Genomic DNA, 23,026 nt, shown 5'->3' with positions numbered 1-23,026 from the left:
TATGCGGGGGAAGAGGTTCCGGCGCTGGAGCGCCTCTGCGCACGGTGAGGTAGGTCACCCCACGTGACACCAGGGTCCGAAGGAGAGGCCCGCGTCCGTCAGGTCCTGCCGGGCGATCCGCAGTCCGCCGTCCGTGTCGAGCATCGCAATCGTGACTGCACCGCGGGCGTCACGGGCGATTGCCGGCAGCCCCGCGCAGCGGTCCCCCACCGGCGCCCACCACGCGCCGTACTGCTCACCCTCCGTAGGGTAGGCGGCGATTTCGGGGTGCCCCTCGGCGCCCCGCTGGAGGAGGACCGTGCAGTCGTAGCCGTTGATGCGGGTACGGGTGACCCCCACGGGGCCGACGCCGCCGGCGCCGCCCAGCGGCATGAGCATGGGCGGGGCCCCGGCGGGGGCCTGCGGGCGGTAGGCGATGACACCGCCGTCCGCGGGGTGGCGCCAGAAGTAGGTGCCGGACCCGGGGCTCGTCTCGTAGGAGCTGTAGGTCCCCTCGACCGCGTCGGCCTCCATGCGCCCGAGCCACTTGAAACCGGCTCCCGGCCCGCCCTGGCCCCAGTACGACGCACCGCCGCGGAACGGCGCGAGGAATTCGGCGCGCCCCTGGGCCGTCACGAGGGGGGCTATCGGCCCGCGCACCCACTTGCCCTGGTATTCCTGCCAATTGTCCCAAATGCCGTCCGCGCGACGCGTTCGGCCCCGCACCCCGATGCCGAAGCGGGTGGCGAGCACGTGGAGCGCGCCGGCGCCGTCGGGGACCACGATCGGGTCGCCGTACGGAGACTGGGGCTCCTCCTCCTTCTCCGGGAACGGGTTGCCCACCGCCCGCCAGTCCCCGAGCGGCCGGCCGGTCTGGTACTGGGCCGCCAGGACCAGCTCTCGACCGTTCGGCGCCCCCTCGCGGTAGCGGGTGCCGGCGAACCAGACGAAACCGCCCGAGTCCTGGGTGAGCGTGAACCGGCCGGCCCACCCCTCCACGGGGAAGAGGTCGGGCCCGTGCCACACGTCCGAGCCGGGCGCCGACTCGGTCCAGCGCACCAGCCCTTCGGCGCAGCTCGCGTAGGCGGTCAGCCGCCCGTCCCGTCCCAGGAGCAGCCAACCCGGGGCCAGGTGCCCGGCGTCGGCCGCCGCGGCTATCTCGGGGCCGGGGACGGCGGGCTCGACGGAGGTGACTCCGCGGTCCGCTCCGTCACGTCCGCGTCGCGCCATGTCCTGGCCACTCCTGCCCACACTCGCCCTATTTGTCCGTCCCGGCCCAGCGGGCCGTTGGACAATGTACGTCAGTGCGCCAACGCGTCGGCGCCAGGGACGGAATATCCGGTTCCTCCCCGCCGCCCCGGTGCCTGCGGCACTGATGGACGCAGGTCGACGCCGGTCGACGCCTGTCGAAGCCGGTCGAAGCCGAGAGACGTCATACGGGTACTACGTGGGGAGTACGCCGGAAACGCTACGCGGGGGTGACGCGGGTGACGGCGGGTGCGGCATAGCGTGGCCGTATGGAAGAGCTGCGCGAGCGCCCGGGTCCCCCATGGCGGCACTGGGTGGAGCGGGCCGGGCGGGGCCCGGCCTGGCGCTCCGCGCTGCTCGTCGCGGTCTTCACGCAAATCGGCGCCGGGTGGGCCGCGCACGCCCAGAGCGGGCGGGTGGCCCTGGACGGGTTCGCGCGGCTCCTGCTGCTCGTCGGGCCCGCCCTGCTCGTGGTGCGGCACCGGTATCCGACGGCCGTGGCCTATGGCGTCAGCGTCGTCACCCTGGTCTACGTCGCCTGCGGCTATCCCTACGGTCCCGTGTTCCTCAGCCTCGCCCTGGCCTGCTTCGCCGCCGTGGTCGCCGGGCGGCGCCGGGCCGCGTGGGGAGCCGTCGGGCTGCTCTGGGCCGGGCATCTGCTCATCGGCCACTGGCTGTACCGGTGGCTCCCGCCGCCCGGGGACGGGCCGACGCCCTGGGCGCAGGAGGTGGGCGTCACGGCATGGGTGCTCGCGGTGCTGGCCGTCTCCGAGCTGGTCCGCGTACGCCGGGAGCAGTGGGCCCGCGAGCGCTCCGAGCGGGCGGCGGCCGCCAGGCGCCGGGTGGACGAGGAGCGGCTGCGCATCGCCCGCGAGCTGCACGACGTACTGGCCCACAGCATCTCGCTGATCAACGTCCAGGCGGGTGTGGGCCTGGCCCTGCTGGACTCCGATCCCGAGCAGGCCCGGAGCGCGCTGTCCACCATCAAGGCGGCCAGCAAGGAGGCGCTGGGCGAGGTCCGGCAGGTCCTCGACACCCTCCGCTCCCCCGGCGAGGCTCCCCGGACGCCCGCGCCCGGGCTCGACCGGCTCCCCGAGCTCGTCGAGCAGGCGGAGGCGGCCGGGCTCCGGGTGGAGGTCACGGCCGAGGGGCGGGCGTCGGCGCTGCCTCCCGGGGTGGACCTCGCAGCCTTCCGCATCCTTCAGGAGGCGCTGACCAACGTCATGCGGCACTCCGCGGCGCGCACCGCCCGGGTCCGCCTCGGATGGCGGCCGCGCCTGCTGGAGTTGTGCGTGGACGACGACGGCCCGGCCACCGGTGGCGGCTCGGACGGCAGCGGCAGCGGCCTCGTCGGCATGCGCGAGCGGGCGGCGGCCCTGGGCGGCACGGTGGAGGCCGGTCCCCGCCCGGAGGGCGGCTTCCGGGTGACGGCCACCCTCCCGGTGAAGGCCGCCGCTCCCGGGGAGGCGCCGTGATCCGTGTGGTGCTCGCCGACGACCAGCTGCTGGTGCGGGCCGGGTTCCGCGCCCTGCTGGAGGCGCAGCCCGACATCGAGGTGGCGGGTGAGGCGGGCGACGGCGACGAGGCGGCGCGGCTGGTGCGGCGGCTGCGGCCCGACGTCGTGCTCATGGACATCCGGATGCCGGTCCTGGACGGGCTCGCCGCGACCCGCAGGATCACCGAGGACGAGGCGCTCGGCGGGGTAAGGGTGGTCATGCTGACCACCTTCGAGCTCGACGAGTACGTCTTCGAGGCGATCCGGTCCGGGGCCTCGGGGTTCCTGGTGAAGGACACCGAGCCGGAGGAGCTGCTCCGGGCGGTCCGGGCGGTGGTGAAAGGGGACGCACTGCTGTCCCCCGGCGTCACCCGGCGCCTGATCGCGGAGTTCGCCGCCCGTTCCAAGCGGCCGGCCGCGGCGGCGGGGCTGGAGCGGCTCACCGAGCGGGAACGGGAGGTGATGGCCCTGGTGGGCATGGGCCTGTCCAACGAGGAGATCGCCCGCCGTCTGGTGGTCAGCCCGCTCACCGCGAAGACGCACGTGAGCCGGGCCATGGTCAAACTCGGCGCCCGGGACCGAGCCCAGCTGGTGGTGCTGGCCTACGAGTCCGGGCTGGTGCGCCCCGGCTGGCTCGGCTGAGGCACACCCGCCCGCGCCCGCCGATCCCCCCGCGCCCCCGATCCGTACTCCGGCGGAAGTACCTGCGGTGCCTCCGGCCGGACGACGCCCCGGCGCTCCTCCCGGGCCACTCTCGAAGCAGGACGAAACCGCCTTGCTCGATGAGGAGATGACCGGGATGAACACCTTCACCACCCTCGCGTACGACGGGCCCGGCCCGTGGATCCTGTTCGTCCCGCTGGTCTGGGCGGCGGTGGTCGTCGGCGTCGTGACCGTGCTGCGCCGCACCGTGTGGCGCGGACGCCGGGGACCGTGGCAGGCGCGCGCGGCGGCGTACGGCGAGAACTCCCCGATCGCGGTCCTGGGGCGGCGCTTCGCCTCCGGCGAGATCGACGAGGACGAGTACTGGCGGCGGCTGTCCGTCCTGGACGAGCAGTTCGGCCGCCCCCTCAAGGACGGCACGGCCTGACCGGTCCCCGGTCAGGCTCTGCTGCGGTCCCAACCGGCCGCGAGACGGGCCAGCGTGGTGCGCATCCCGGCCCGGTTGACCTCGATGCGGCGTTGCGGGGAGGTACCCGCGAACACCGTGCCGAGCAGCTCGGTCAGCCGGGATCCGCGGCCGGTGCGCAGGTCCTGCCAGGTTTCCGTGACGCGGGTGCCGGCGCCCTCCGCCTCGCAGCGGTATCCCCACCGGGCGATGGGCAGCCCGAAGACGCCGACGTCGAAGGTGAATTCACCCGATCCGTCCGATGCCTCGGGGGCGCGCAGCACCTTGATCCGGCCCACGGTGAACCAGATGAAGGGCCCCCTGCGGTTGAGCCCCACGAACCGGCTTCCGGGGCGGGCCGGTGGCCGCGGCACCCACACCCGCCGGCATTCGGGGCTCCAGCGGCCCATGTTGCGCAGGTCGGCCACCACGCGGTGGACGTCCGCGGGGGCGGCGTCCACCACGATGTGTTCCTCCAGGCTCCACCGGCGCTCGCCCACTGTTCCCCCTCCGGGTGATCGTCTCCACTCGCCGGAGGGAGTGTAGGCACCGGGCGCCACGGGGCGACAGGTTCAGGGGAGGTCCTCGGTCGGCGGGTCGGCCTCGTAGACGTGCGGGGTGTCCGACTCCCACTCCACCAGTTCGGTGCTGCCGAGGACGACGTCGTCGGGGTCCGGCATGCCCGCCCGTCGCAGGAACTCGATGAGGTCCGCGTCCGAGCGGGCCAGGCCGAGGGGCTCCTCCCGGTTGGCGGTCCGCAGGGTCACCTGCCGGCCTCCCGACGGGAAGATGCGGTGCACGACGACGGGCGCATGATGCATACCCCCAGCCTCGCCGGACCGGCCCGGTCCGGCATCCCGGGAGTCAGCGCGTTCGGCCGACGGTGGCGGCGCGGTCGGCCGACGCGCGGATGCGGAACGTGGAGGGGTCGGGGTAGGTCGCCTTCTCGGCCCGGACGACCTCCTCTATCTCGGCCTTGAAGGCGGGCTCGAAGAAGTCGACGCCGAGGAGCAGCTCCAGGCCCCGCAGCGTGGGGTCGAGCAGCGGGCGCGCCATCCGCGCCCCACCGCCGCCGATGCCGGCGAATCCGGCGCGGGCGATCGCCGGCCGGGCGGCCACGCGGTCCTCGACGCCCGCGGTCGCGTAGCCGAGGATCAGCGCGAGTTCGGCGAGGAACTTGCGGGTGCCCAGGGCCATCTCCTCGGCGCCCTGAAGTGTCTGCACGGTGCCGCCCGCCACCTTGAAATCGTCGCTGGTGCGCTTGAGGCCGCGCGTCTCGTACACGGCGAGCGCCTCCTCGAAGAGCCGCCCCGCCTCGTCGACCGCCTGCATCGCCGTCACCAGCTGGTCGATGTCGATGTCGATCTCGCGCTTCACGCTGCCTCCTGGTCCCGGAACTGTGCTGCACAGACCGTAGGAGGCAAAGTCCCGCTGCGGAACCTCTCTGCGCGGTCCTATCTCGCGGGCACGCGCTCCGGCGCGGCCCTACGGACGCCTCCGCCCTCGACCGCCCGTTCCGAAAAGCCCCACGGCCGGCTCCGGGACGGGGATACTCGGACGCGTGGAACTGCACATCGATCACCGCTGGTTGCTGGAGCGGCAGGAGGCGCTGTTCAAGGACGTGGAGGTGGCCGACCACTCCGCCCTGGTCGCCGCCGTGGCCCGGCACCGGGTCAACACGCCCAGCCTGGAAGTGGACGCCCCCGACGCCTACTGGCGCGCGGCCGCCCTGCTCGACGCGATCGTGCTGCTCCGGCCGCTGCCCACCTCGAACGAGTACTTCGCCTACGGGGTCGCCGTCGCCTACATCGAGGCCTCCGGGAAGGCGGTGGAGGCCTCCTACGAGCAGTGGCGCGACCTGGTCACCGACATCCGCATGCTGCGCGTCAGCGTCTTCGACGTCGCCGCCCGGCTGCGCTCGTGGCAGCCGGCCTGAGGGTCCGCGGGCTCCCCGTGCCGCCGGTCAGCGCCGGCGCTGTGCGGGGGTGCCCACCAGGAGCGCGTCCGAGACGAGCCGTACGCCACGGGCGAGGCGGCTCAGCTGCTCGAGCTCCAGGGCGTACATCCTGATCGAGTTCTCGATGACCGACTCGGCGATGCCCATCATGGGCAGCTCGGCGCGGCTGGTCTGCAGGGCCGCCCGTACCGCCCGCATCTCGTGCTGGAGCTGGAGCTGGACGTGCCGGGCGAGGAGTGCGTGGTGACGGGTCAGCGTCAGGTACCCGCCGTAGCGGGCCGGGAGCAGGTCCCGCAGCCATCGGGTGGCCGTCCGCTCCCAGTCGTGCGTACCGGGCGCCTTGACCTGCATGGGCCAGTCCGGGCTGAGCGTAAACATGGCCGTCTGGGGCATTCTCGTCACTTCCGAGGGGTGTCGAAGCTCTGATCGAGACGTTCTGTCGAGACGTATGAGGGGCGGCCTCGGCCCAGGGGTTGACCGAGGCCGCCAAGGGCGCTCTGCAGGATCCGAAAGCCTGGACTCGACCCGCGGTCGCGACGTGAGGAGGAGGTTCGTCGTACCGCGGTGCGTTCGAGAGGACGTGGGGTCGTCCTCCTTGGCATCTTGGTGGATCAGGAGCGCCGTCGTCAGTAAACATATATACCGTCGAGTAAGCAAGGGTATGAAAAATTTCATGCACCTCGAAGGCTGAATATCGCCTGGTGAAGTCGGCGGGCAGCCTCTAGGAAGCGCTACAGGAAGAAGCCGTGCTGGTCCGCCACGTGCTCGTAGTCCTCCAGACGGGCCTGGGTCCGCTCGGGATCCGCGTCCGCCATCGCCTGCAGCAGGGCCGCCGACAGCATCCCGGGGGCCGCGTAGGAGTCGAACACCAGGCGGGAACCGGTCGCCGCCGTCAGGGCCACGTCGGCCTCGTCCACCAGGGGCCCGAGGGTGGGATCCGTGATCAGGACCACGCGCAGTCCCGTGCTGCGGGCGGCCCGGACGGCGGACAGGGTCTCCTTGGCGTGCCGCGGCATGGCGAACGCCAGGACCCAGGTCCCGCCGGCCGCCCTGGACTGGAGCAGCGCGTCGAAGGCGACGCTGCCGCCGCGCGTCACCAGGCGGACGTCGGGGTGGATGCGTCGGGCGGCGTAGGCGAAGTACTCCGCCAGGGAGACCGAGATCCGCAGCCCGAGGACGGTCAGCGGCACCGAGGCGGCCAGCTCGCGGCCGATGTCCAGGACCTGGTTGGTGTCGGCGAGCAGCCGGCGCACGTTCTCCAGGTTCTCGATCTCCGCGTCGACGGCCGCCTGGAGCTCGTTGCGGCGGATCTGCTCACGGGTGTCCGGCGCGCCTGCCACGGCGCTGAGCGCGATCGGCTGGAGCACGTCGCGCAGGGCCGGGTAGCCGCTGAAGCCGAGGGAGGACGCGAAGCGGGTCACGGAGGGCTGGCTGACACCCACCCGTTCGGCGAGTTCGGTGATCGAGAGGAAAGCGGCCTCGGTGAGGTGGTCGATCAGGTACTGCGCGATGCGCCGCTGGCCCGGGGACAGGCGGCGGCCGTCGAAGAGCGCGAGGAGCCGGTCGGCCGGAGGTCGGACCGGCTCCTCGGCCGACTGACCGCTCGGCGTGATCGCAGCCGCTTGTGCGCGTGCCTGCTGCCCCGATGACACCGGAGGGCCTCCTTCTCACGTCACTCGCGCTCAAACATAGCTCACCCCTCGTGGCCGATGATGATCAGTCCTGGGCGCGCGAGGTGACCGGGGCGTCGGTGCGATCACCCAGGAACTCGTACCACCGGCGCTGGAGGCACAGGTAGCGCGTGTCCGCCTCGACGAGGTCGAGGAACGAGCCGATCGTCGCCGACAGCCGTTCGGCGAGACCCGGGTCGGAGAGGGTGCCGTCCTCGGCGAAGGCCTGGTGGGCGCCCGCCAGGCTGAACATGTCGGGGTAGACGCGGGCGCCGAGGTGTTCGAGGGGCACGCGCAGGGCCCACAGTCCGCGGTTGCCGCCCACCATCGAGGGCGAGGCCGACACCAGCAGGGTCTGCTTGTCCTTGAAGGGCTGCGGCCGGTAGCGGGACACCCAGTCGACGGCGTTCTTCAGGACGCCCGGCACGGAGGCGTTGTACTCGGGCGAGGCGATGATCAGCGCCTGTGCGGCCTCGATCCGGCGGCACAGAGCCAGCGCGCCCTCGGGCAGCCCTTCGCCGGCTTCGGCGTCGCCGTCGTACGGGGGCATGGGGAAGTCGCGGAGGGTGACGGGTTCCGCCACGGCCCCGGCCTCGCGCACCATCGCGGTGACGAGGGCCGCGAGCCGGACGTTGACCGAGCCGGTCCGGGAGGACCCGGACAGGACGAGCACGCGCAACGAGGTACGGGGGTGCTCCCCGTCCTGCGGACGGCCCGGATCCGTCGGGAAGTGGTCGGGGTCTGTCGGGTTCATGCCGTCTCCTGCTCTCGGCTCTCGGCTTCGGCTCTCGGCTTCGGTTCTCGGCTCCCGGGCCCGCGGTCGCACCGGGGCGGACGACGCGCGGCGGGACCCGCACACGCCGGTGTGCGGGTCCCGTCCGGGCCGCCGGGTCACTTCGCGCGGGGGTTCTCCCAGCGGTAGAACTCGTGGGCCATGGCGTCCTTCGGGCTACGCCAGGTCTCCGGGTCGTGCGGGCTGATGTACGCCGTGAGCCGGTCGCTCAGCCTGCGGAACTCCGGGTGGTCGGTGACCTGGGCGATGGCCGGACCGGGCGCCCGGTCCGCCTCGATGAAGTGCATGTAGACGTCGCCGAACTGGAAGAGGCTCCGGCGTGTGACCCCTACCAGGTGCGGCAGTTCACCCGCGTCCGAGTCCGCGAAGAGCTCGGCGATGTCGGGGCCCGATCCCGGCGCCATGCGGGCGACGATGAGAGCGCGGTGCGTGTCGTTCATCCGACTGCTTGCCTTTCGTTGCAGAGACGTCGGAGACGTCAGAGACGGCTGACGGCGGGGGCGTGGCTCTCGCGTTCGCGCTGCTCGATCTTGTCCCGGATGAGCGCCATCTGGATCGGGGAGTTGCGGTTGATGTTGTCGGTCATCCAGGCGTCGTCCACGGGCGCGTCGGGCTTCATCGCGAAGTCCTGGGTCCACTTCATCCGGGTGCCGCCGGGCACCTTGAAGTACTGCCAGTGGATGTCCATGTGGGCGAAGGGGCCCGTCTCCACCCGCCGGGCGCGGACCGTGAGGCCCTTGCGGTCGACGGTCCGCTCCGAGACCCAGCTCCACACCTTGCCGTTCTCGTCGGGGTGCATGGTCAGGCGGAAGGTGGTCGTGTCACCCTTCTGCTCCAGGATCTCCAGCGAGGCGTACTCGCTGAACAGCTGGGGCCAGCTGGGAAGGTCGTTGGTCATCTCCCAGACGAGCTCCACGGGCGCGTTGACGGTGATCTCGTTCTCGGTGTGTCCTGCCATGTCAGGCTCCGGTCATCAGGCTGTTGTTGACGAGGTCGAGGAATTCCCCGGGGGTCTTGCAGCGGTCGGCGTCGGTGGGCAGGGCCCGTCCGCGCCGGTTCTCCAGCTCACCGACGATGCCGAGCAGGCCCAGCGAATCGAGGCCGTACTCGTCGAAGGACGAGTCCGGACGGCTCGCCATCTCGAGCGGATCGACGGTGATTCCGGCGGTCTTCATCAGGGCCGCCAGCTCCTCCACGGTCAGTCGGTCGGACATGTGGATGCTCTTTTCCTTGGGGGGACCGCTCGGGTCCTGCGGACTACGAGTCCGCCGGGGAGCCCTTGCGGACGACGAGCGCGGAGTTCGACCCCATCCGGCCGCGGCTGAGCACGAGCGCCGTGCGCAGCTCCGCCGGCCGGGCGCTGCCCGTCACCACGTCGAGGTCGTGGCACACGTCGTAGACGTTCGGGGTCGGCGGGACGACGCCGTGTTCCAGCGCGAGGACCGCCGCCGCGGTGTCGAGGGCGGGCGCGGCGCAGTACGCCCGGCCGGTACCGGACTTGGGCGCCGTGACCGGCACCTTGTGCCCGTGGTCGCCCAGGGCGTGGACGATCGCGGCCGCTTCGGCCGCGTCGGCCTCCGGGGTCCCGAGGGCGTCGGCGAAGACCACGTCGATGTCCTCGGGGGCGCAGCGGGCCTCCCGGAGGGCGCCGCGGACAGCCTGGGCCAGCCCCTCGCCGGCCTCGTCCCGCCGCCGGGTGCCGCTGAAGGTCGCGGCGTGGCCCGCCAGTACGGCGCGTACGGTGGCGCCGCGGCGGCGTGCTTCGGCCTCGTCCTCGACGACGAACATGGCACCGCCCTCGGCGGGGACGTAGCCGCAGGCCTGGTCGGTGAACGGCCGGTAGGCGCGCTCCGGGTCGTCGCGCGTGCTCAGTCCCTCGTACTCCAGCTGGCAGACGATGGAGTACGGCGCGAGGGGCGCCTCCGTCGCTCCGACCAGCATGGCCCGGCTGCCCTGGCGGATCGCCCGGACGGCGTGCGCGAAGGCGTCGAGCCCGCCCGCCTCGTCGCTGCAGACGACCCCGCAAGGCCCCTTCAGCCCGCGGCGGATGGAGATCTGGCCGGTGCTCGCGGCGTAGAACCAGGCGATCGACTGGTACGGGCCCACGAACCGCGGCCCCTGCTCCCAGAGGTGCTGCAGTTCGCGCTGGCCGAACTCGCCGCCGCCGGAGCCGGCGGCGGTGACGACGCCGAAGGAGAAGGGGTCGGCCTCGTAGTCGGCACGGCCGAGCCGGGCGTCCTCCAGGGCGAGGTCGGCCGCGGCGAGGGCGTGGTGGGTGAACCGGTCGGTCTGGACGAGGAAGCGGTCCTCGACCAGCGCGCCGGGGTCGAAGCCCCTGACCTCGCCCGCGACCCGCAGCGGCAGGTGCTCGCAGCCCGCCCTGGTGACGCGGTCCAGGACGCTGACGCCGGACTGGGTCGCCTTCCAGAAGGCGTCGGTGCCGACGCCGTTGGGGGCGACGACCCCGATGCCCGTGATGACCGTACGGCTGGTCACGAGACCTCCTCCTTCGGCCGGGTCATGACCACGGCGGACTGGAAGCCGCCGAAGCCGCTGCCCACGGAGAGCACGCTGCGCAGCTTCCGGTCCCGGGCGACCTTGGGCACGTAGTCCAGGTCGCATTCGGGGTCGGGCGTCTCGTAGTTGGCGGTCGGCGGGACCACCTGGTGGACCATGGCGAGGACGCAGGCCGCGAGTTCGATGGCCCCGATGGCGCCGAGGGAGTGCCCCACCATGGATTTGATGGAGGTCATCGGCGTCTTGTAGGCGTGCTCGCCCAGGACCTTCTTGACCGCCGCGGTCTCGTGGCGGTCGTTCTGCTTGGTGCCGGAGCCGTGCGCGTTGACGTAGTCGATCTCGTCGGCGGCGATCCCGGCCTGGGCGAGGGCGGTTTCGATGGCCCGGGCCATCTCCAGGCCCTCGGTGGTCAGCCCGGTCATGTGGTGGGCGTTGCCGAAGGTGGCGTAGCCGCCGATCTCGCAGTAGACGGTCGCGCCGCGGGCGCGGGCGCGTTCCAGCTCTTCGAGCACGAGCACGGCGCCGCCCTCGCCGAGGACGAACCCGTCCCGGTCGGCGTCGAACGGCCGGGAGGCGTGGGCCGGGTCGTCGTTGTTCGGAGAGGTCGCCTTGATGGCGTCGAAGCAGGCGACGGTGATCGGCGATATCGGCGAGTCCGAGGCTCCGGCGATGCAGACGTCCATCCGGCCCTCCGCGATGGCGTGCACGGCGTACCCGATGGCGTCGAGTCCCGAGGTGCAGCCGGTGGAGACGGTCTGGACGGGTCCGCGTGCTCCCGTCTGCTCCGCGACGGCGGAGGCGAGGGTGGCCGGCGTGAACGCCCGGTTCAGGTGCGGGCCGGCCAGCTTGTGGTCGACGTCCCACCAGGACCCGGACTGGCTCACGGCGACGTAGTCGTGCTCCAGACGGGTGGTGCCGCCGACGGCGGTGCCGAGGGAGACACCGGTCCGCCAGGCCTCGTCCGCGGTGAGGTCGAGTCCGGCGTCGCGCACCGCCTCGCGGGCGGCGACCAGGGCGAACTGGATGTACCGGTCCGCGCGGGCCGCCTCCTCCTCGTCGAGGCCGTGCTCGGCGGGGTCGAAGTCGACCTCGGCGGCTATCCGGGAGCGGAATCCCGTCGGGTCGAAGAGGCTGATGGCCCGTGTCGCCGTACGCCCGTTGGCCAGCAGGTCCCAGAAGTCGCGGACGCCGATGCCGCCGGGCGCGACGACGCCCACTCCGGTGACGGCCACCCGCCGGCGGGTCACGAGACCGCTCCTGTACGGTCCGGCGGCTGCTCCCATGCGGTTCCCTCCGGGTGCGGGGCCTGCTCGGTGTCGACGTGTCCCAGTTCGGGGCGCGGGGCGAGGGGGCCGAGGTGGAAGACCATGCGGGCTTCGGTGTCCCCGACGTTGCGGAAGCGGTGGCGCGTGTTCAGGGGCACGAGCAGCCCCTGGTCGGTGCGCAGCGGGTGGGGTTCCCCGTCGAGGTCGACCTCCAGCCGGCCGCTGACGACGTACACGAACTCCTCGGAGTACGGGTGGTAGTGCTCGGCGATCGACTCTCCGGGGGCCATGATGGCCAGGCCCATGAAGCCGCTGGTCGAACCCACCGAGGTCGGGGTGAGAACGGCCCTCAGGTCGCCGCCGCGCCGGCGGTTGGGCGGCGTCTCGCTCAGGTCCACGATGCGTGGGCGCTGTTGGGTCATGGTGGGTGCCTCCTGGCGTGTGGGGAGAGCCTCGACGGAGATCGGGGTGGGGGTGTGGTCGGTGGGGGCCGGGGTGGGGCCGCTGTGGGCCGGCCGGAAGGACGGCCCCGGGGAGGGTCAGGACTGCGCGGGTGCCCGGCGGTCGGTGATCAGGTTCATGGTGTGGTGCGCGGCGCGGCCCCGCCCGCCGGGAGCGAGCGTCAGCCGGTCGAGCACCGCGGCCTTGCGGGGGCCCGAGATGCCGTAGACGGTCTCGGGGTCGGCCTCCAGCGGGCCGCGCACGTCGATCAGCCGGACGACGATGTCGTCGCGCTGGAAGATGCTGCTGCTCCGAACGGGGCTCTTGGGCCGGCGCGCGGCCGCCTCGTCCTGCCCGGCCAGGAACCTGGCGAGTGCCTGGCCGCAGCCGGGCTTCGCCGGGTAGAAGACCGCGTGCCGCTGCACCTCGGCGGACTCGGGCTCCGGTGCGGCGATGTGGTGGACGGCCGGGACGGCGGCGCGCATGAAGAACATGCGGGCCGATTCCGGGTCGCCGAGGTCGCGGTCCTGTTCGAGGTAGGGGTTGATGGCTTCCTCGACGGCGCGCACCTCGGGCTGTTCCGAGACGTGCCGCAGGGCCGCCATCAGGTCGCCCTGGACCTCGACCGTCCGTACCACCCGGTTGCCGTGCATGAACAGCGAGGTGCGGCACAGGCGGGTGTGGTCGTCGACGCGGGCCGCCGGGGAGGCGTAGCTGGAGAGGATGGACGCGACGTCCTTCTCGCTGCCCGGCTTGACCGTGAAGGTGAGGGCGTGGCGCACGATGCCGGCGCCCAGCCGGGGCGTGGACTGCAGGCGCGCCGTGGACGGGCGGGCCGCCTGGTCGTAGCCCCGCCCGGTCTCGCGCAGGACGGTGAACTTGAGCGGGCGCATGGAGCGCGCGCACGCGCCCAGCGGCCGCACCTGTTCGGCGTGGTGCTCGCTGTTGACCCAGGCGAGGTACTGCGGGGCGCTCTCCCACTCGCTCGTGATCAGCCACTGCGAGGGGTTCTCGAAGGACTGGCAGAGCTGGTCGCTGATGTGGCCCGGGACCGACGCGATGTCGTTGCGGAGCTTTTCGTACGCCTCGAAGAACTGCTGCTGGGTCCCCTCGTGGAGATCCATCAGAAGGACGACCCGGAGCATGGAGCCGTCGAAGGCTGACTGCGACACCCGTTCGGACAGGGTGGTTGTCATCTACTCACTCCTTCATGAGGGGGTGGAGATCCATCGCGTACGGACCCCTCGTCCGTCACCGGTGGCGTCCGCCCGGGCCGGCGGCCGTCTCTGGGGAACGACAGGCCGGCGCGTCTCAGGGGGAGCCGCTGTCGCTCATCGTCATCCGGGTAGGGGCGTACCGCTACATGTCGGGATCAAGCGGGTGACAACCGGCGAATCAACTGGGCCTCATCGCGGATCGGGGGCATAAAGAGTCCACTCCCCCACACAGAAAACAGGAGCCCGCAGCTGATGGAAGACAACGCCGATGTTCGCGTACCGGTTCTCGTCGTGGGCGGCTCCCTCGTGGGCCTGTCCACCTCGCTTTTCCTGAGCCGCCACGGAGTGAGGCACCTGCTGGTCGAGAAGCACTCCGGTACCTCCGCGCACCCGCGCGGCCGCGGCATCAACGCCCGGACGATGGAGCTTTTCCGCACGGCAGGGGCGGAGCACGCGATCCGCCGGGCGGCGTCCGTACTGGAGGGCATTCAGGGCATTCTGCAGGCGCGGTCGCTGACGGACACCGCCGACCACAACTGGCTGATCAAGTCGATCGACCCGTCCGGCGCGCTGGCGCGTTTCAGCCCGACGCAGTGGTGCCTGTGCAGCCAGAACAACATCGAGCCCGTGCTGGCCGAGCAGAGCCGGGCGCAGGGCGCCGACATCCGCTTCGGCAACGAGCTGATGAGCTTCGACCAGGACTCCACCGGGGTGAACGCCGTGGTGAAGAACCGTACGACGGGCGAGCACATCACGGTGCGCGCGGACTTCCTGATCGCGGCGGACGGACCGCGCAGCCCCGTCCGCGAGCAGCTGCGGATCCCCCAGACGGGTAACGGCGAGCTGTTCCACAACGTGAGCGTCACCTTCCGCTCGGAACGGCTCGTGAAGGTGCTCGGCGACCTGCGCTTCATCGTCTGTTACCTGATGCGCCCGGGAGCCGACGGGGCGCTGCTGCCGGTGGACAACGACACGCAGTGGGTCTTCCACGCCCCCTGGCACCCCGACCAGGGCGAGACCCTGGAGGACTTCACCGACGAGCGGTGCGTGGACCAGATCCGCGAGGCGGTCGGCGTACCCGACCTGGACGTGGAGATCGGCGGCAAGGCGCCGTGGCACGCGGCCGAACGGGTGGCCGAGCGGTATTCGTCCGGTCGGGTGTTCCTGGCCGGGGACGCCGCCCACGAGATGTCGCCCACCGGGGCCTTCGGCTCCAACACCGGCATCCAGGACGCGCACAACCTGGCGTGGAAGATCGCCGCGGTGCTGGACGGGTCGGCGGGCATCGAGCTGCTCGACACCTATCAGGCCGAGCGGCTTCCGGTGGCCAGGGCCACGAGCGAGCGGGCGTCCGCCCGTTCGGCCGAACACAGCCACCCGGGGTACGCGCCTCCGCCCACCATGGGCGGCGGACCGGGCAGCGGTGTCCTCACGACGGCGATGGCCTACTGCTACACGCAGGGCGCGCTCGTCGGCGGCGACCCGGCGCGGCCGGTCATCCCGGAGACGCTGCAGTCGATGGGCGACACCGGGACCCGGGCCCCGCACATGTGGCTGACCAGGGCAGGTGAGCGGATCTCCACCCTGGACCTGTACGAGCGTTCCTTCGTGCTGCTCAGCGGCGCGGGTACGCCGTGGCAGGCGGCCGCGGAGCAGGCGGCCCGGCAGCTGGGGATGCGGCTGGACGCGTACGCGATCGGCTCCGGGCCGGGTGCGGACCTGGTCCCGGAGGGCGGCGCGCCGTGGACCGAGGTCCACCACCTGGGCGCGGACGGCGCCGTGCTCGTACGCCCGGACGGGTTCGTGGCATGGCGCTCGGAAGGCGCCGTGACCGACCCCGCGTCGGTGCTGCGCGAGGTCCTCTCGACGGTGCTGCGCCGGGCGTGACCACCCACTCCCCCCGTCCGCCGGCCGTGCGCGCGGCCGGCGGACGGGGTTCAGCGGCAGGTCCAGCAGCCTGCCCAGCAGCCGGCGTGGGGCTGGACGGTACGGCGGCGGCCGGAGCCGCTGCCGGGCCCCTTCCCGGCGCCGCCCGTCGCGCCGCGGTCACGGTCACGCTCACGCTCGAGGGAGGTCCGGTGCGCGTAACAGGCAACGACGACCGCGATCGCGGCCACTTCCTCCGGGGCGGCGACGCCCTTCTCCACACGCAGCAGGCTCGCTATCGGAACATCGTTCGACATCGGCACGGCCTCTCTCACGGGGGCTGCGCGTGCGCCCTGTCGCGTCGCGAGGGGCGGACCGGCTCGGCGTCGACGCGGGCGGCACACGGGTGGCTCGGCGCGCTGACGGGACGTGTTCCGCATGCGCGAACCGGCCGGTGGGGTCCTCCTGTCGGATCTGGAGGACTCCTGTCGCGACCGACGGTACAAGCGCCCGGCGGCCGCGGCACGCCGGGACTCCGGCACCCGGCGGGGCGCTCGTGAAGGGCCACCAGCCCCTGCTCTGCCGGGGGTGCGCCGGCCACCTGTACGCCGTCTGCACGACGGACCACACCGGCGGGAACAAGGTCGGGCAGTGGGAGGTCGACCACGAGATGCCCGTGTCGTGCCCGCTGGCGGGCCTGCTGCCGCTGACCGGCAGGGGCGTCTCCGTCCACGACCTGCCCGGCGCCGAGGAGGTACTCGGCCCACCGCGCTGAAACGGACGGCGCATTGGGCCGACCGGGTGAGCCCGTCCACCGCGCGGACCGCCGCGGCGGACGGGCCGGGAACGGGCGGAGGCCGGCGGTTCGGGTCCGTCGGCGCGGCCGTCGACGGGGTGCGCGGTGACGAGACCGTCGGCGATCTCGCAGTGACGGCCTTCGGGCTCCGGCCGGACGCACCACACGTTCCCGTCCGTCCGACGGTGGGCCGGGCTCCGGTTGTGCCCGCCGGCGCGTTCGAAGTGGTGGCGGAGCCCGTCGATGTGGCGCACGAAGGTGAAGGACTCAAGTGCCGTCACGGCAAAGGAACTTCACGGCGATCGCCGGGCGGCGGTCTCGGCCGCCCGCTGCGTCCGCCACTGCTCCGCCGTCGTCCGCCAGATGACGTCGATCCCCGATTCGCCGGGGGTGAGCGGGCCTTCGGGCGCCCGTACGCGCTCGACCTCGGTGAATCCCAGGCGTCGGGCGACGGCCCCGCTGGCGTGGTTGGCGGCGTCGTGGTGGATCTCGATCCGGTCGATGCCCGGCAGTCGGAAACCCTGGGCGACGAGCGCCGTGCAGGCCATGGTGACCAGGCCCCGTCCGGTCCAGGCCGGGTGGAGCCAGTAGCCGACCTCCAGTCCGCCCTCTCCGATCCTGCGCATGAGCACGCAGGTGCCGATGACTTCGGCGTCCGAGGTGATCGCGTAGCCGTAGGCCTCCCCGGTCTCCCACTTCTGCCGCATCCCGGTGAGGAATTCCTCGGTCTGCCGTCGGCCGGGGTCGGACGCCCAGGGCATCCACGGCACCAGATGGTCGAGCGACTCATGGATCGCCCGTTCGAGGGCGTCGAGATGGCTCATGCGCCATCGGTGCAGGTCGACCTGGTCTGAACTGAGGCTTTCGGCGGGCGATTCCATGCACCGGATGCTCTCCCGGCCCGGCTGCTCGCGACAACGCATTAAGCGGTTACGGCCGTCCGCCGCGAGACCCGGTCAGCGCCGCGCGGGGTGATAGAGCGCGTGCACACGGGCCAGGTCCACCGGCTCCTCCCCGGACAGCCGGAGGAAGTGTTCCACCTGCCAGGCCTGCGTACTGCGCGGCTGTCGGCCGGTCGTGGCCACCCACGGCGGATAGACGCGGAACGCCCGCTTCCCGCCGGAGCCGGCCGTCGACACGACGCCCCGTTCGCGCAGCACGTCCCTCGGGAACACGAACTGCCCGAACCGCTCGCCCTCGCAGGTGCTGATGACGAACAGGTCGACGGGATCCGCGGCGTCGAAGGGCTGGATCGGGCCGCCCGCGGACCTCTTCCACACCGTAACGAACTGGCCGGCCTTCGTCGGGGTCGTCCGGGCCACCCGGAACCTGACCGTGAGGCCGTCCACGGTGAATCCGCACGCTCCGTAGTCGGCGCTCTCCGCCTCGGGCACCGGCCGTGAGCACGTGAGCCCACCCGGGTCGTACGCCAGCGTCTTCGCCCGTCGCAGGTCACCGGGGATCCCCGGCCCACTCGGCCAGGCCTCGCGTTCCATCGCCATGTTCCCATCCTGCCAGGTTTCGAACGCATGACCGAATTTGGCCGAGAAGCATCCTGGAACTCATGTGCGAGCACGTGATCACCGTTGGTATGCTCCGACACGATCGGAGGGGGGCCGATCACGAAGAGTCAGGCCGACCGGCCCGCGACAGCGGCTGCCCGGGGCCGGCTCGATGGTGTCCCCCTCTCCCGTGTTCGCCCATGAGAGGGTGCTTGTGGACCCAACCGTAAGACGATCGTCGCGCCTGCACCGAGGGCTGGGAGCGGCCACCCTGGCCCTGCTCACCGGCGCCGCGCTGCTGAACGTGGCCACGCCCGCGGCGGTCGCCGCCCCGGCCGCCGACGCCCCGGGCGAACTGGTGCTGCCCGCCGCCCCGCGCGGACTCCCGGCCCGGGACCGGCTGTTCGTGGCCGGCGACACCGGCCTCCTGCACGCCCGTGAGGGCGGCGACCGGCTGCTGTGGACCCGGTACGACACCGGCGCCACCACCGACACCGGGCTGCGGCTGCCCGCCCCGGTCGACGGCGGCCTGGACCAGGGCCGCCCTTCGCGCGGCTACTCGGGCGCCGAGGACCACCGCTACGGAACCTCCTCCGACTCCGTGGCCGTACCCGTGGCGGCCACCGCGCAGACTCCCGCCAAGGTCGACCTGTACGACCTGGCCACCGGCAGGCCGGTCGCGCTCGGCACCGTCACCGTGCCCGCCGGGCAGAGCTACTACGGGACGTACGGGCGGACCGTGCTGACCTTCGAGGGCAGCGACTCCGCCGTCACCGGCTGGTTCCTGAACCGGCTGGACGGCGCCTCCACGGTCCGCACAAAGGTGGTGCTGCCCGCCGGCGCGGCCCTCGCGTCCTCGGTGCACGACGGCGACCAGCACTCGCTGGTCCTGCGCCACCGCCAGGACGACCTCAGCCACTCCGTCCTCGTGGACGTCGTGACGGGACAGACCACCGCGCTGCCCGACGAGGGCGCATACGACTTCTCGCACACCTTCCGGCTGGCCAAGGGCAAGGTACTGCGCACCGGCGACCAGAACACGGTCGACGTACTGGACCGGGCGCAGCCGCAGACCGTGCTGAGCTCCACCTACCTCAACCCGGTCTCGGGCGGACTGCGTCTGCTCGGCGACTGGCTGATCGGCACCGATTCCGTTCACGGAACCTCCGGCGACAACCGGGGCCGTCCACTGCACTTCACGCCGATCGGTTCGACCTCCGGCACCGTCGAGTACCTGCTGGAGCTCGCCGACAGCCAGCTGCTGGCCGCACCGGACGGCTCGCTGATCGCGGTCGGCAGCCCCAAGGCCCCCGCGTACGGCGAGCAGCCCGTGGTCGCCCTCCAGCGGATCACGGCGGCCGGCCCGGCCAAGCCGCAGGCCGCCAAGCTCGCGGACGTCCCGCCGGCACCGGCCACGGTCTTCGGCCTGTCGATCGGCGGCGGCGTGCTCACCACCGCGTCGGACACCGTGCACTTCCAGCCGGGAGACATCACCGGCGCGTTCCGCAGCTACCGGATCTCGAACGACCCGACCCCGGTCAAGACCTTCGAGTACCTCGACGGAACCCACCGCATCAGCGACTGCTCCAGCCACGGCGCCGGCTGCGTCGGCCTGCGGTCCACCGGTGACGGCCGGTACCTGGAGTACGACCCGGTGACGTGGCAGGCGGCCGCCATCCGCCAGGCCGGCAACCGCGACTGGGCCGGCAAGATCCCCACCGGGAACGTCGACGGCCTGCGGACCGCGGACGCCGCGGGGCGCTACGTCGCGCTCGCGCAGACCGCGTACGGCAACTTGACGTCCAACCACCCGGTCATCATCGGGGATCTCGACGCCCGCGCCCAGGTGTTCCAGACGCAGGCGACCGGCGTCGCGATCCAGGGCGACACGCTCTGGCTCTCCCGGCAGGACGACAAGACCGTCTACGCCAGTGACATGAAGGGCGAGGCGGACCGGGGTACCTTCACCACGCCCTGCCCGGCCACGCTGCTGGAGGCCGTCGGCCGCTACGTCTCCTGGGCCTGCCAGGACAGTCAGGGCACGGTGCGCACCAGCGGGGTGTACGACACCTCGACCCGCCAGACCCTTTCGGTGCCGATCATGAGCACCGGCTGGACCAACAGCATCTGGGGCCGGGAGTCGCTGCTCGGTGACGGCTACCTGGTGCGCCAGGACCTGGCCACCGGACGCCTGCTGCTGCTCGACTTCCACGAAGGCATCAAGACGTCGGGCAACGAGAGCACCGTGCGGGTCCGCACCCTCGCCCAGGGCGAGGAGTGGAAGGGCCAGCGCCACGCGAACCGCTCCTGGGCGGTGGACCGCACCGGGTCGAACATCGTGTGGACCGACGCCGACGGGCAGCGCATCCACGTCGCCAACAACGGGATCGCGGCCCCGAAGGCCGGTGACCGCTTCACCACGCTCTCCCCGACCCGGTTGCTCGACACCCGGGCCGGCCTCGGCCGGACCGGGACCGAGCCGGTGCAGGCCGGCGGCGAAGTGTCGCTGCAGGTCGCGGGCCGGGCCGGAGTGCCCCAGTCCGGTGTCAAGGCGGTCGTGCTGAACGTGACCGTCACCGACCCCAAGTCCGACGGCCACCTGACCGTCTGGCCCTCGGGCACCGCCCGGCCGGACTCCTCCAACCTCAACTGGACGACCGGACGGACGGTACCGAACCAGGTCGTGGTGCCGGTCGGCGCCGACGGCAAGGTCAACCTGCGCAACGCGGGCTGGGGCACGGCGCACCTGATCGCCGACGTCTTCGGTTACTACTCCGCGGACGCCTCGGGCAGCACCTTCACCGCGGCGGGCCCGGCCCGTCTGCTGGACTCCCGTGCGGGAGTGGGCCGTCCGGGCACCACTGCGGTGGCCGCCCGCAGCGAGGTGTCTCTGCAGGTCGCGGGCCGCGGCGGCGTTCCGCAGTCGGGCGTCAAGGCCGTGGTCCTGAACGTGACGGCGACGGACACGAAGGACGCCGGGCACCTGACGGTGTGGCCGTCGGGCAGCGCCCGTCCCGACTCCTCCAGCCTCAACTGGACGGCGGGCCAGACCGTTCCCAACCACGTGGTGGTCCCGGTCGGCGCCGACGGGACGGTGAAGCTGTTCAACGCGAGCTGGGGCACCGCCCACCTGATCGCCGACGTCTTCGGCTACTACTCCGACGACCAGGCCGGCGCCACCTTCCACGCCGCCGGCCCCCGGCGCGTCCTCGACACCCGGACCACCGGCGCGGTCCCCGCGCGCGGCAACACCGTGCTCGACCTGTCCGCAAGCGGCGACGTCGGCCGGGCCAAGGCCGTCGTGCTGAACGTGACGGTCACCGACCCGAAGTCCGACGGTCACCTGACCGTCTGGCCCTCCGGCACCACCCGCCCCGACTCCTCCAACCTCAACTGGACGACCGGGCGCACCGTGGCCAACCTGGTGACGGTGCCGGTGGGCGCCGACGGCAAGGTGGAGATCGCCAACCTCGGCTGGGGCTCCGCCCACGTCGTCGTCGACCTCTTCGGCCACCTCGGCTGACCGGGCGCCGGCTCCCCGTCCCGTACCGATTCGGCGGGGAGCCGGCGCCGGCAAGTCCGTTGCCTGACAAGCCTCTTGACGGTGGCGACCCTTGACGGTCGCGGGGGCACGGAGCACAGTGGCCAGCGTTCTGAGAGCGCTCTCAGAGCGCTGGACCCGGCTCTACTTCCCCCCGCACCCGCGCCTCACCGCGCGCTTCAGAGAGGGCACCCATGCGCGAGACATCCGGCAGGAAACGGGCGACCGTACGGCGGGCCGTGCTGGCCGCGATCGGCACGACGGCCCTGGTGGCGGCCGCCGCCACGGGCGTCGTGCTGCCCGCGAACGCCGCGGCTCCCCCCGCCCCGGCAGGCTGGACCCAGGTGTTCCTGGAGGAGTTCGACGGGGCCACCGGCTCCGGGATCGACACCGCCGACTGGCAGTACACCACCGGCACCAGCTACCCGGGCGGACCCGCCAATTTCGGCACCGGCGAGATCGAGACGATGACCGCCGACCCCTCCAACGTCTCCCTCGACGGCGCGGGCCACCTGCGCATCACGCCCCGACGGGACGCGGCGGGCCGGTGGACCTCCGGCCGCGTCGAGACCCGGCGGGGCGACTTCCAGCCCCCGGCGGGCGGTACGCTCCGCGCCGAGGCGCGCATCCAGATGCCGAACGTCACCGGACCCGCCGCCAAGGGCTACTGGCCCGCCTTCTGGATGCTCGGCACCCCGTACCGCGGCAACTGGTGGAACTGGCCGGGGGTCGGCGAGATCGACATCATGGAGAACGTCCAGGGGCTCAACACCGTCTGGGCGACCGTGCACTGCGGCACGAGCCCGGGCGGCCCCTGCAACGAGACGTCCGGCATCGGCGGCCAGCGCGCCTGCCCCGGGGCCACCTGCCAGGCAGGCTTCCACACCTACGCGGTCGAGTGGGACCGCTCGACGGCGGTCGAGCAGATGCGGTTCTACGTCGACGGGTCCGACTTCCACACCGTGCGCGCCGATCAGGTGGACGCGACGACCTGGGCCAACGCCACGAACCACGGCTACTTCATCATCCTGAACGTCGCGATGGGCGGCGGCTTCCCCGACGCCTTCGGGGGCGGGCCCGACGCAGGCACCGAGCCGGGCCACGCCATGGTCGTCGACTACGTGTCCGTCCTGCGGTCGACGGGAGGCACGACACCGCCCACCACTCCCCCGACCACGCCGCCCACCACCCCGCCGTCCGGCAACCGCGACGCGTACGCCACGATCCAGGCCGAGTCGTACGACGGCCAGTCGGGCGTGGCCACCGAGCCCTCCACGGACTCGGGCGGCGGCCGCAACCTCGCGGGCCTCGGCAACGGCGACTGGGCCCTGTTCCGGGGCGTCGACTTCGGCTCCGCGCCGGCGCGGCAGTTCCACGGCCGGGTCGCGAGCGGCGCCGCCGCCGGGGTGAGCGGGCTCGTCGAGGTACGGCTCGACAGCCGGACCTCGCCGCCGGTCGGCAGCTTCTCCGTCGCGAACACCGGCGGATGGCAGAGCTGGCGCACGGTACCGGCGAACATCACGGCGGTCACGGGCACGCACGACGTCTACCTGACCTTCACCAGCGGCCAGCCGGCCGACTTCGTGAACGTCAACTGGTTCGACTTCGGCCACTGACCGGGCAGCACCGCT

At 72.5% G+C, this 23,026-nt stretch carries 25 protein-coding genes; 8 read left to right on the top strand and 17 right to left on the bottom strand.

Annotated features, from left to right (window positions below):
- Positions 1–54: 54 nt before the first annotated feature.
- Positions 55–1,209 carry a hypothetical protein gene (locus tag IG86_RS0107535; protein WP_051785016.1) on the bottom strand — a complete coding sequence of 385 codons (1,155 nt, stop codon included), beginning with the start codon at positions 1,207–1,209 and terminating at the stop codon, positions 55–57.
- A 287-nt stretch (positions 1,210–1,496) separates the two neighbouring features.
- Here IG86_RS0107535 and IG86_RS0107530 point away from each other — a divergent pair, with 287 nt between their 5' ends.
- The 3 genes from IG86_RS0107530 (at position 1,497) to IG86_RS0107520 (ending at position 3,812) form a co-directional block, all read left to right on the top strand.
- Positions 1,497–2,702: a sensor histidine kinase gene (locus IG86_RS0107530; RefSeq protein ID WP_037941982.1), complete on the top strand. Its 1,206-nt coding sequence runs from the start codon at positions 1,497–1,499 to the stop codon at positions 2,700–2,702.
- Entirely contained in the window at positions 2,699–3,364 is a 666-nt protein-coding gene (locus IG86_RS0107525) for a response regulator (RefSeq protein ID WP_030817992.1), read from the top strand. Before IG86_RS0107530 ends, IG86_RS0107525 begins: the two co-directional genes overlap by 4 nt.
- A 157-nt stretch (positions 3,365–3,521) precedes the next feature.
- On the top strand, positions 3,522–3,812 hold the full coding sequence (locus IG86_RS0107520) for an SHOCT domain-containing protein (protein ID WP_030817995.1): 291 nt from the start codon (positions 3,522–3,524) through the stop codon (positions 3,810–3,812).
- Positions 3,813–3,823: 11 nt separating this feature from the next.
- Here IG86_RS0107520 and IG86_RS0107515 read toward each other — a convergent pair whose 3' ends face one another.
- The 3 genes from IG86_RS0107515 to IG86_RS0107505 all read right to left on the bottom strand — a co-directional run bounded on the left by IG86_RS0107515 (position 3,824) and on the right by IG86_RS0107505 (position 5,207).
- A complete protein-coding gene (locus tag IG86_RS0107515; RefSeq protein ID WP_051785015.1) occupies positions 3,824–4,330 on the bottom strand; it encodes an SRPBCC family protein in 507 nt (168 codons plus the stop codon).
- A gap of 72 nt (positions 4,331–4,402) precedes the next feature.
- A complete protein-coding gene (locus IG86_RS0107510; RefSeq protein WP_030818001.1) occupies positions 4,403–4,651 on the bottom strand; it encodes a hypothetical protein in 249 nt (82 codons plus the stop codon).
- A gap of 43 nt (positions 4,652–4,694) precedes the next feature.
- Positions 4,695–5,207 carry a hypothetical protein gene (locus IG86_RS0107505; RefSeq protein WP_030818004.1) on the bottom strand — a complete coding sequence of 171 codons (513 nt, stop codon included), beginning with the start codon at positions 5,205–5,207 and terminating at the stop codon, positions 4,695–4,697.
- A gap of 184 nt (positions 5,208–5,391) precedes the next feature.
- On the opposite strand from IG86_RS0107505, the gene IG86_RS0107500 reads away from it, so the two are divergent.
- Positions 5,392–5,766 (top strand): hypothetical protein, encoded by a 375-nt coding sequence (locus IG86_RS0107500; RefSeq protein ID WP_030029734.1) that lies wholly within the window; start codon positions 5,392–5,394, stop codon positions 5,764–5,766.
- Positions 5,767–5,793: 27 nt separating this feature from the next.
- Here the strand turns inward: IG86_RS0107500 and IG86_RS0107495 are convergent, their stop codons facing one another.
- The 10 genes from IG86_RS0107495 to IG86_RS0107450 form a co-directional block, all read right to left on the bottom strand.
- Entirely contained in the window at positions 5,794–6,165 is a 372-nt protein-coding gene (locus IG86_RS0107495) for a hypothetical protein (protein ID WP_234316126.1), read from the bottom strand.
- Between the two features lie 353 nt (positions 6,166–6,518).
- Positions 6,519–7,439: a MurR/RpiR family transcriptional regulator gene (locus IG86_RS0107490; RefSeq protein WP_030654469.1), complete on the bottom strand. Its 921-nt coding sequence runs from the start codon at positions 7,437–7,439 to the stop codon at positions 6,519–6,521.
- Between the two features lie 64 nt (positions 7,440–7,503).
- Positions 7,504–8,211 (bottom strand): NADPH-dependent FMN reductase, encoded by a 708-nt coding sequence (locus IG86_RS0107485; protein ID WP_078905827.1) that lies wholly within the window; start codon positions 8,209–8,211, stop codon positions 7,504–7,506.
- 137 nt (positions 8,212–8,348) lie between these two features.
- The gene (locus IG86_RS0107480) at positions 8,349–8,690 is read right to left on the bottom strand and encodes a TcmI family type II polyketide cyclase (protein ID WP_030818014.1); all 342 of its coding nucleotides are present in this window, start codon (positions 8,688–8,690) and stop codon (positions 8,349–8,351) included.
- Positions 8,691–8,728: 38 nt separating this feature from the next.
- The gene (locus tag IG86_RS0107475; RefSeq protein WP_030818017.1) at positions 8,729–9,208 is read right to left on the bottom strand and encodes an SRPBCC family protein; all 480 of its coding nucleotides are present in this window, start codon (positions 9,206–9,208) and stop codon (positions 8,729–8,731) included.
- A 1-nt stretch (position 9,209) separates the two neighbouring features.
- Positions 9,210–9,464 (bottom strand): acyl carrier protein, encoded by a 255-nt coding sequence (locus IG86_RS0107470; protein WP_030654461.1) that lies wholly within the window; start codon positions 9,462–9,464, stop codon positions 9,210–9,212.
- Between the two features lie 43 nt (positions 9,465–9,507).
- Positions 9,508–10,746 carry a beta-ketoacyl synthase N-terminal-like domain-containing protein gene (locus tag IG86_RS0107465; RefSeq protein WP_030895697.1) on the bottom strand — a complete coding sequence of 413 codons (1,239 nt, stop codon included), beginning with the start codon at positions 10,744–10,746 and terminating at the stop codon, positions 9,508–9,510.
- Positions 10,743–12,014: a beta-ketoacyl-[acyl-carrier-protein] synthase family protein gene (locus tag IG86_RS0107460; protein ID WP_030818022.1), complete on the bottom strand. Its 1,272-nt coding sequence runs from the start codon at positions 12,012–12,014 to the stop codon at positions 10,743–10,745. The genes IG86_RS0107465 and IG86_RS0107460 overlap by 4 nt, the downstream gene beginning before the upstream one ends.
- Positions 12,011–12,454: a cupin domain-containing protein gene (locus tag IG86_RS0107455; RefSeq protein WP_030654455.1), complete on the bottom strand. Its 444-nt coding sequence runs from the start codon at positions 12,452–12,454 to the stop codon at positions 12,011–12,013. Before IG86_RS0107455 ends, IG86_RS0107460 begins: the two co-directional genes overlap by 4 nt.
- Positions 12,455–12,571: 117 nt before the next feature.
- Positions 12,572–13,669 (bottom strand): SchA/CurD-like domain-containing protein, encoded by a 1,098-nt coding sequence (locus IG86_RS0107450; RefSeq protein ID WP_030818025.1) that lies wholly within the window; start codon positions 13,667–13,669, stop codon positions 12,572–12,574.
- A gap of 273 nt (positions 13,670–13,942) precedes the next feature.
- Here IG86_RS0107450 and IG86_RS0107445 point away from each other — a divergent pair, with 273 nt between their 5' ends.
- Positions 13,943–15,577, top strand: a complete 1,635-nt coding sequence (locus IG86_RS0107445) for an FAD-dependent oxidoreductase (RefSeq protein WP_030895688.1) — start codon at positions 13,943–13,945, stop codon at positions 15,575–15,577.
- A gap of 50 nt (positions 15,578–15,627) precedes the next feature.
- Here IG86_RS0107445 and IG86_RS42890 read toward each other — a convergent pair whose 3' ends face one another.
- Positions 15,628–15,873 (bottom strand): acyl-CoA carboxylase epsilon subunit, encoded by a 246-nt coding sequence (locus tag IG86_RS42890; protein WP_157854782.1) that lies wholly within the window; start codon positions 15,871–15,873, stop codon positions 15,628–15,630.
- Positions 15,874–16,112: 239 nt separating this feature from the next.
- On the opposite strand from IG86_RS42890, the gene IG86_RS42885 reads away from it, so the two are divergent.
- Entirely contained in the window at positions 16,113–16,331 is a 219-nt protein-coding gene (locus tag IG86_RS42885; RefSeq protein ID WP_030818030.1) for a hypothetical protein, read from the top strand.
- 314 nt (positions 16,332–16,645) lie between these two features.
- On the opposite strand, the gene IG86_RS0107430 is transcribed toward IG86_RS42885, so the two are convergent.
- Entirely contained in the window at positions 16,646–17,176 is a 531-nt protein-coding gene (locus IG86_RS0107430; protein ID WP_234350413.1) for a GNAT family N-acetyltransferase, read from the bottom strand.
- A 132-nt stretch (positions 17,177–17,308) separates the two neighbouring features.
- The gene (locus IG86_RS0107425) at positions 17,309–17,854 is read right to left on the bottom strand and encodes a MepB family protein (RefSeq protein ID WP_234348984.1); all 546 of its coding nucleotides are present in this window, start codon (positions 17,852–17,854) and stop codon (positions 17,309–17,311) included.
- A 214-nt stretch (positions 17,855–18,068) separates the two neighbouring features.
- Between IG86_RS0107425 and IG86_RS39745 the strand changes: the two genes are divergently transcribed.
- Together IG86_RS39745 and IG86_RS0107415 are read left to right on the top strand one after the other, a co-directional pair.
- Positions 18,069–21,377: a hypothetical protein gene (locus IG86_RS39745; RefSeq protein WP_030895681.1), complete on the top strand. Its 3,309-nt coding sequence runs from the start codon at positions 18,069–18,071 to the stop codon at positions 21,375–21,377.
- Positions 21,378–21,589: 212 nt separating this feature from the next.
- A complete protein-coding gene (locus IG86_RS0107415; RefSeq protein WP_030895679.1) occupies positions 21,590–23,011 on the top strand; it encodes a glycoside hydrolase family 16 protein in 1,422 nt (473 codons plus the stop codon).
- Positions 23,012–23,026 lie beyond the last annotated feature (15 nt).

Origin of the sequence: Streptomyces virginiae (assembly GCF_000720455.1) — a bacterium.
Lineage (GTDB): Bacteria > Actinomycetota > Actinomycetes > Streptomycetales > Streptomycetaceae > Streptomyces > Streptomyces virginiae.
The sequence above is the reverse complement of the archived record's forward strand: the minus strand, read 5'-3'. Positions and strand labels throughout refer to the sequence as shown.

Bases quoted from the DNA above. Each gene is read 5' to 3' on its own strand.
- IG86_RS0107480 (WP_030818014.1), bottom strand. From the start codon at position 8,690: ATGAACGACACGCACCGCGCTCTCATCGTCGCCCGCATGGCGCCGGGA.
- IG86_RS0107415 (WP_030895679.1), top strand. From the start codon at position 21,590: ATGCGCGAGACATCCGGCAGGAAACGGGCGACCGTACGGCGGGCCGTG.
- IG86_RS0107450 (WP_030818025.1), bottom strand. From the start codon at position 13,669: ATGACAACCACCCTGTCCGAACGGGTGTCGCAGTCAGCCTTCGACGGC.
- IG86_RS0107520 (WP_030817995.1), top strand. From the start codon at position 3,522: ATGAACACCTTCACCACCCTCGCGTACGACGGGCCCGGCCCGTGGATC.
- IG86_RS0107475 (WP_030818017.1), bottom strand. From the start codon at position 9,208: ATGGCAGGACACACCGAGAACGAGATCACCGTCAACGCGCCCGTGGAG.
- IG86_RS0107470 (WP_030654461.1), bottom strand. From the start codon at position 9,464: ATGTCCGACCGACTGACCGTGGAGGAGCTGGCGGCCCTGATGAAGACC.
- IG86_RS0107495 (WP_234316126.1), bottom strand. From the start codon at position 6,165: ATGTTTACGCTCAGCCCGGACTGGCCCATGCAGGTCAAGGCGCCCGGT.
- IG86_RS0107445 (WP_030895688.1), top strand. From the start codon at position 13,943: ATGGAAGACAACGCCGATGTTCGCGTACCGGTTCTCGTCGTGGGCGGC.
- IG86_RS0107430 (WP_234350413.1), bottom strand. From the start codon at position 17,176: ATGAGCCATCTCGACGCCCTCGAACGGGCGATCCATGAGTCGCTCGAC.
- IG86_RS0107510 (WP_030818001.1), bottom strand. From the start codon at position 4,651: ATGCATCATGCGCCCGTCGTCGTGCACCGCATCTTCCCGTCGGGAGGC.
- IG86_RS0107530 (WP_037941982.1), top strand. From the start codon at position 1,497: ATGGAAGAGCTGCGCGAGCGCCCGGGTCCCCCATGGCGGCACTGGGTG.
- IG86_RS0107485 (WP_078905827.1), bottom strand. From the start codon at position 8,211: ATGAACCCGACAGACCCCGACCACTTCCCGACGGATCCGGGCCGTCCG.
- IG86_RS0107425 (WP_234348984.1), bottom strand. From the start codon at position 17,854: ATGGCGATGGAACGCGAGGCCTGGCCGAGTGGGCCGGGGATCCCCGGT.
- IG86_RS0107455 (WP_030654455.1), bottom strand. From the start codon at position 12,454: ATGACCCAACAGCGCCCACGCATCGTGGACCTGAGCGAGACGCCGCCC.
- IG86_RS42890 (WP_157854782.1), bottom strand. From the start codon at position 15,873: ATGTCGAACGATGTTCCGATAGCGAGCCTGCTGCGTGTGGAGAAGGGC.
- IG86_RS0107535 (WP_051785016.1), bottom strand. From the start codon at position 1,209: ATGGCGCGACGCGGACGTGACGGAGCGGACCGCGGAGTCACCTCCGTC.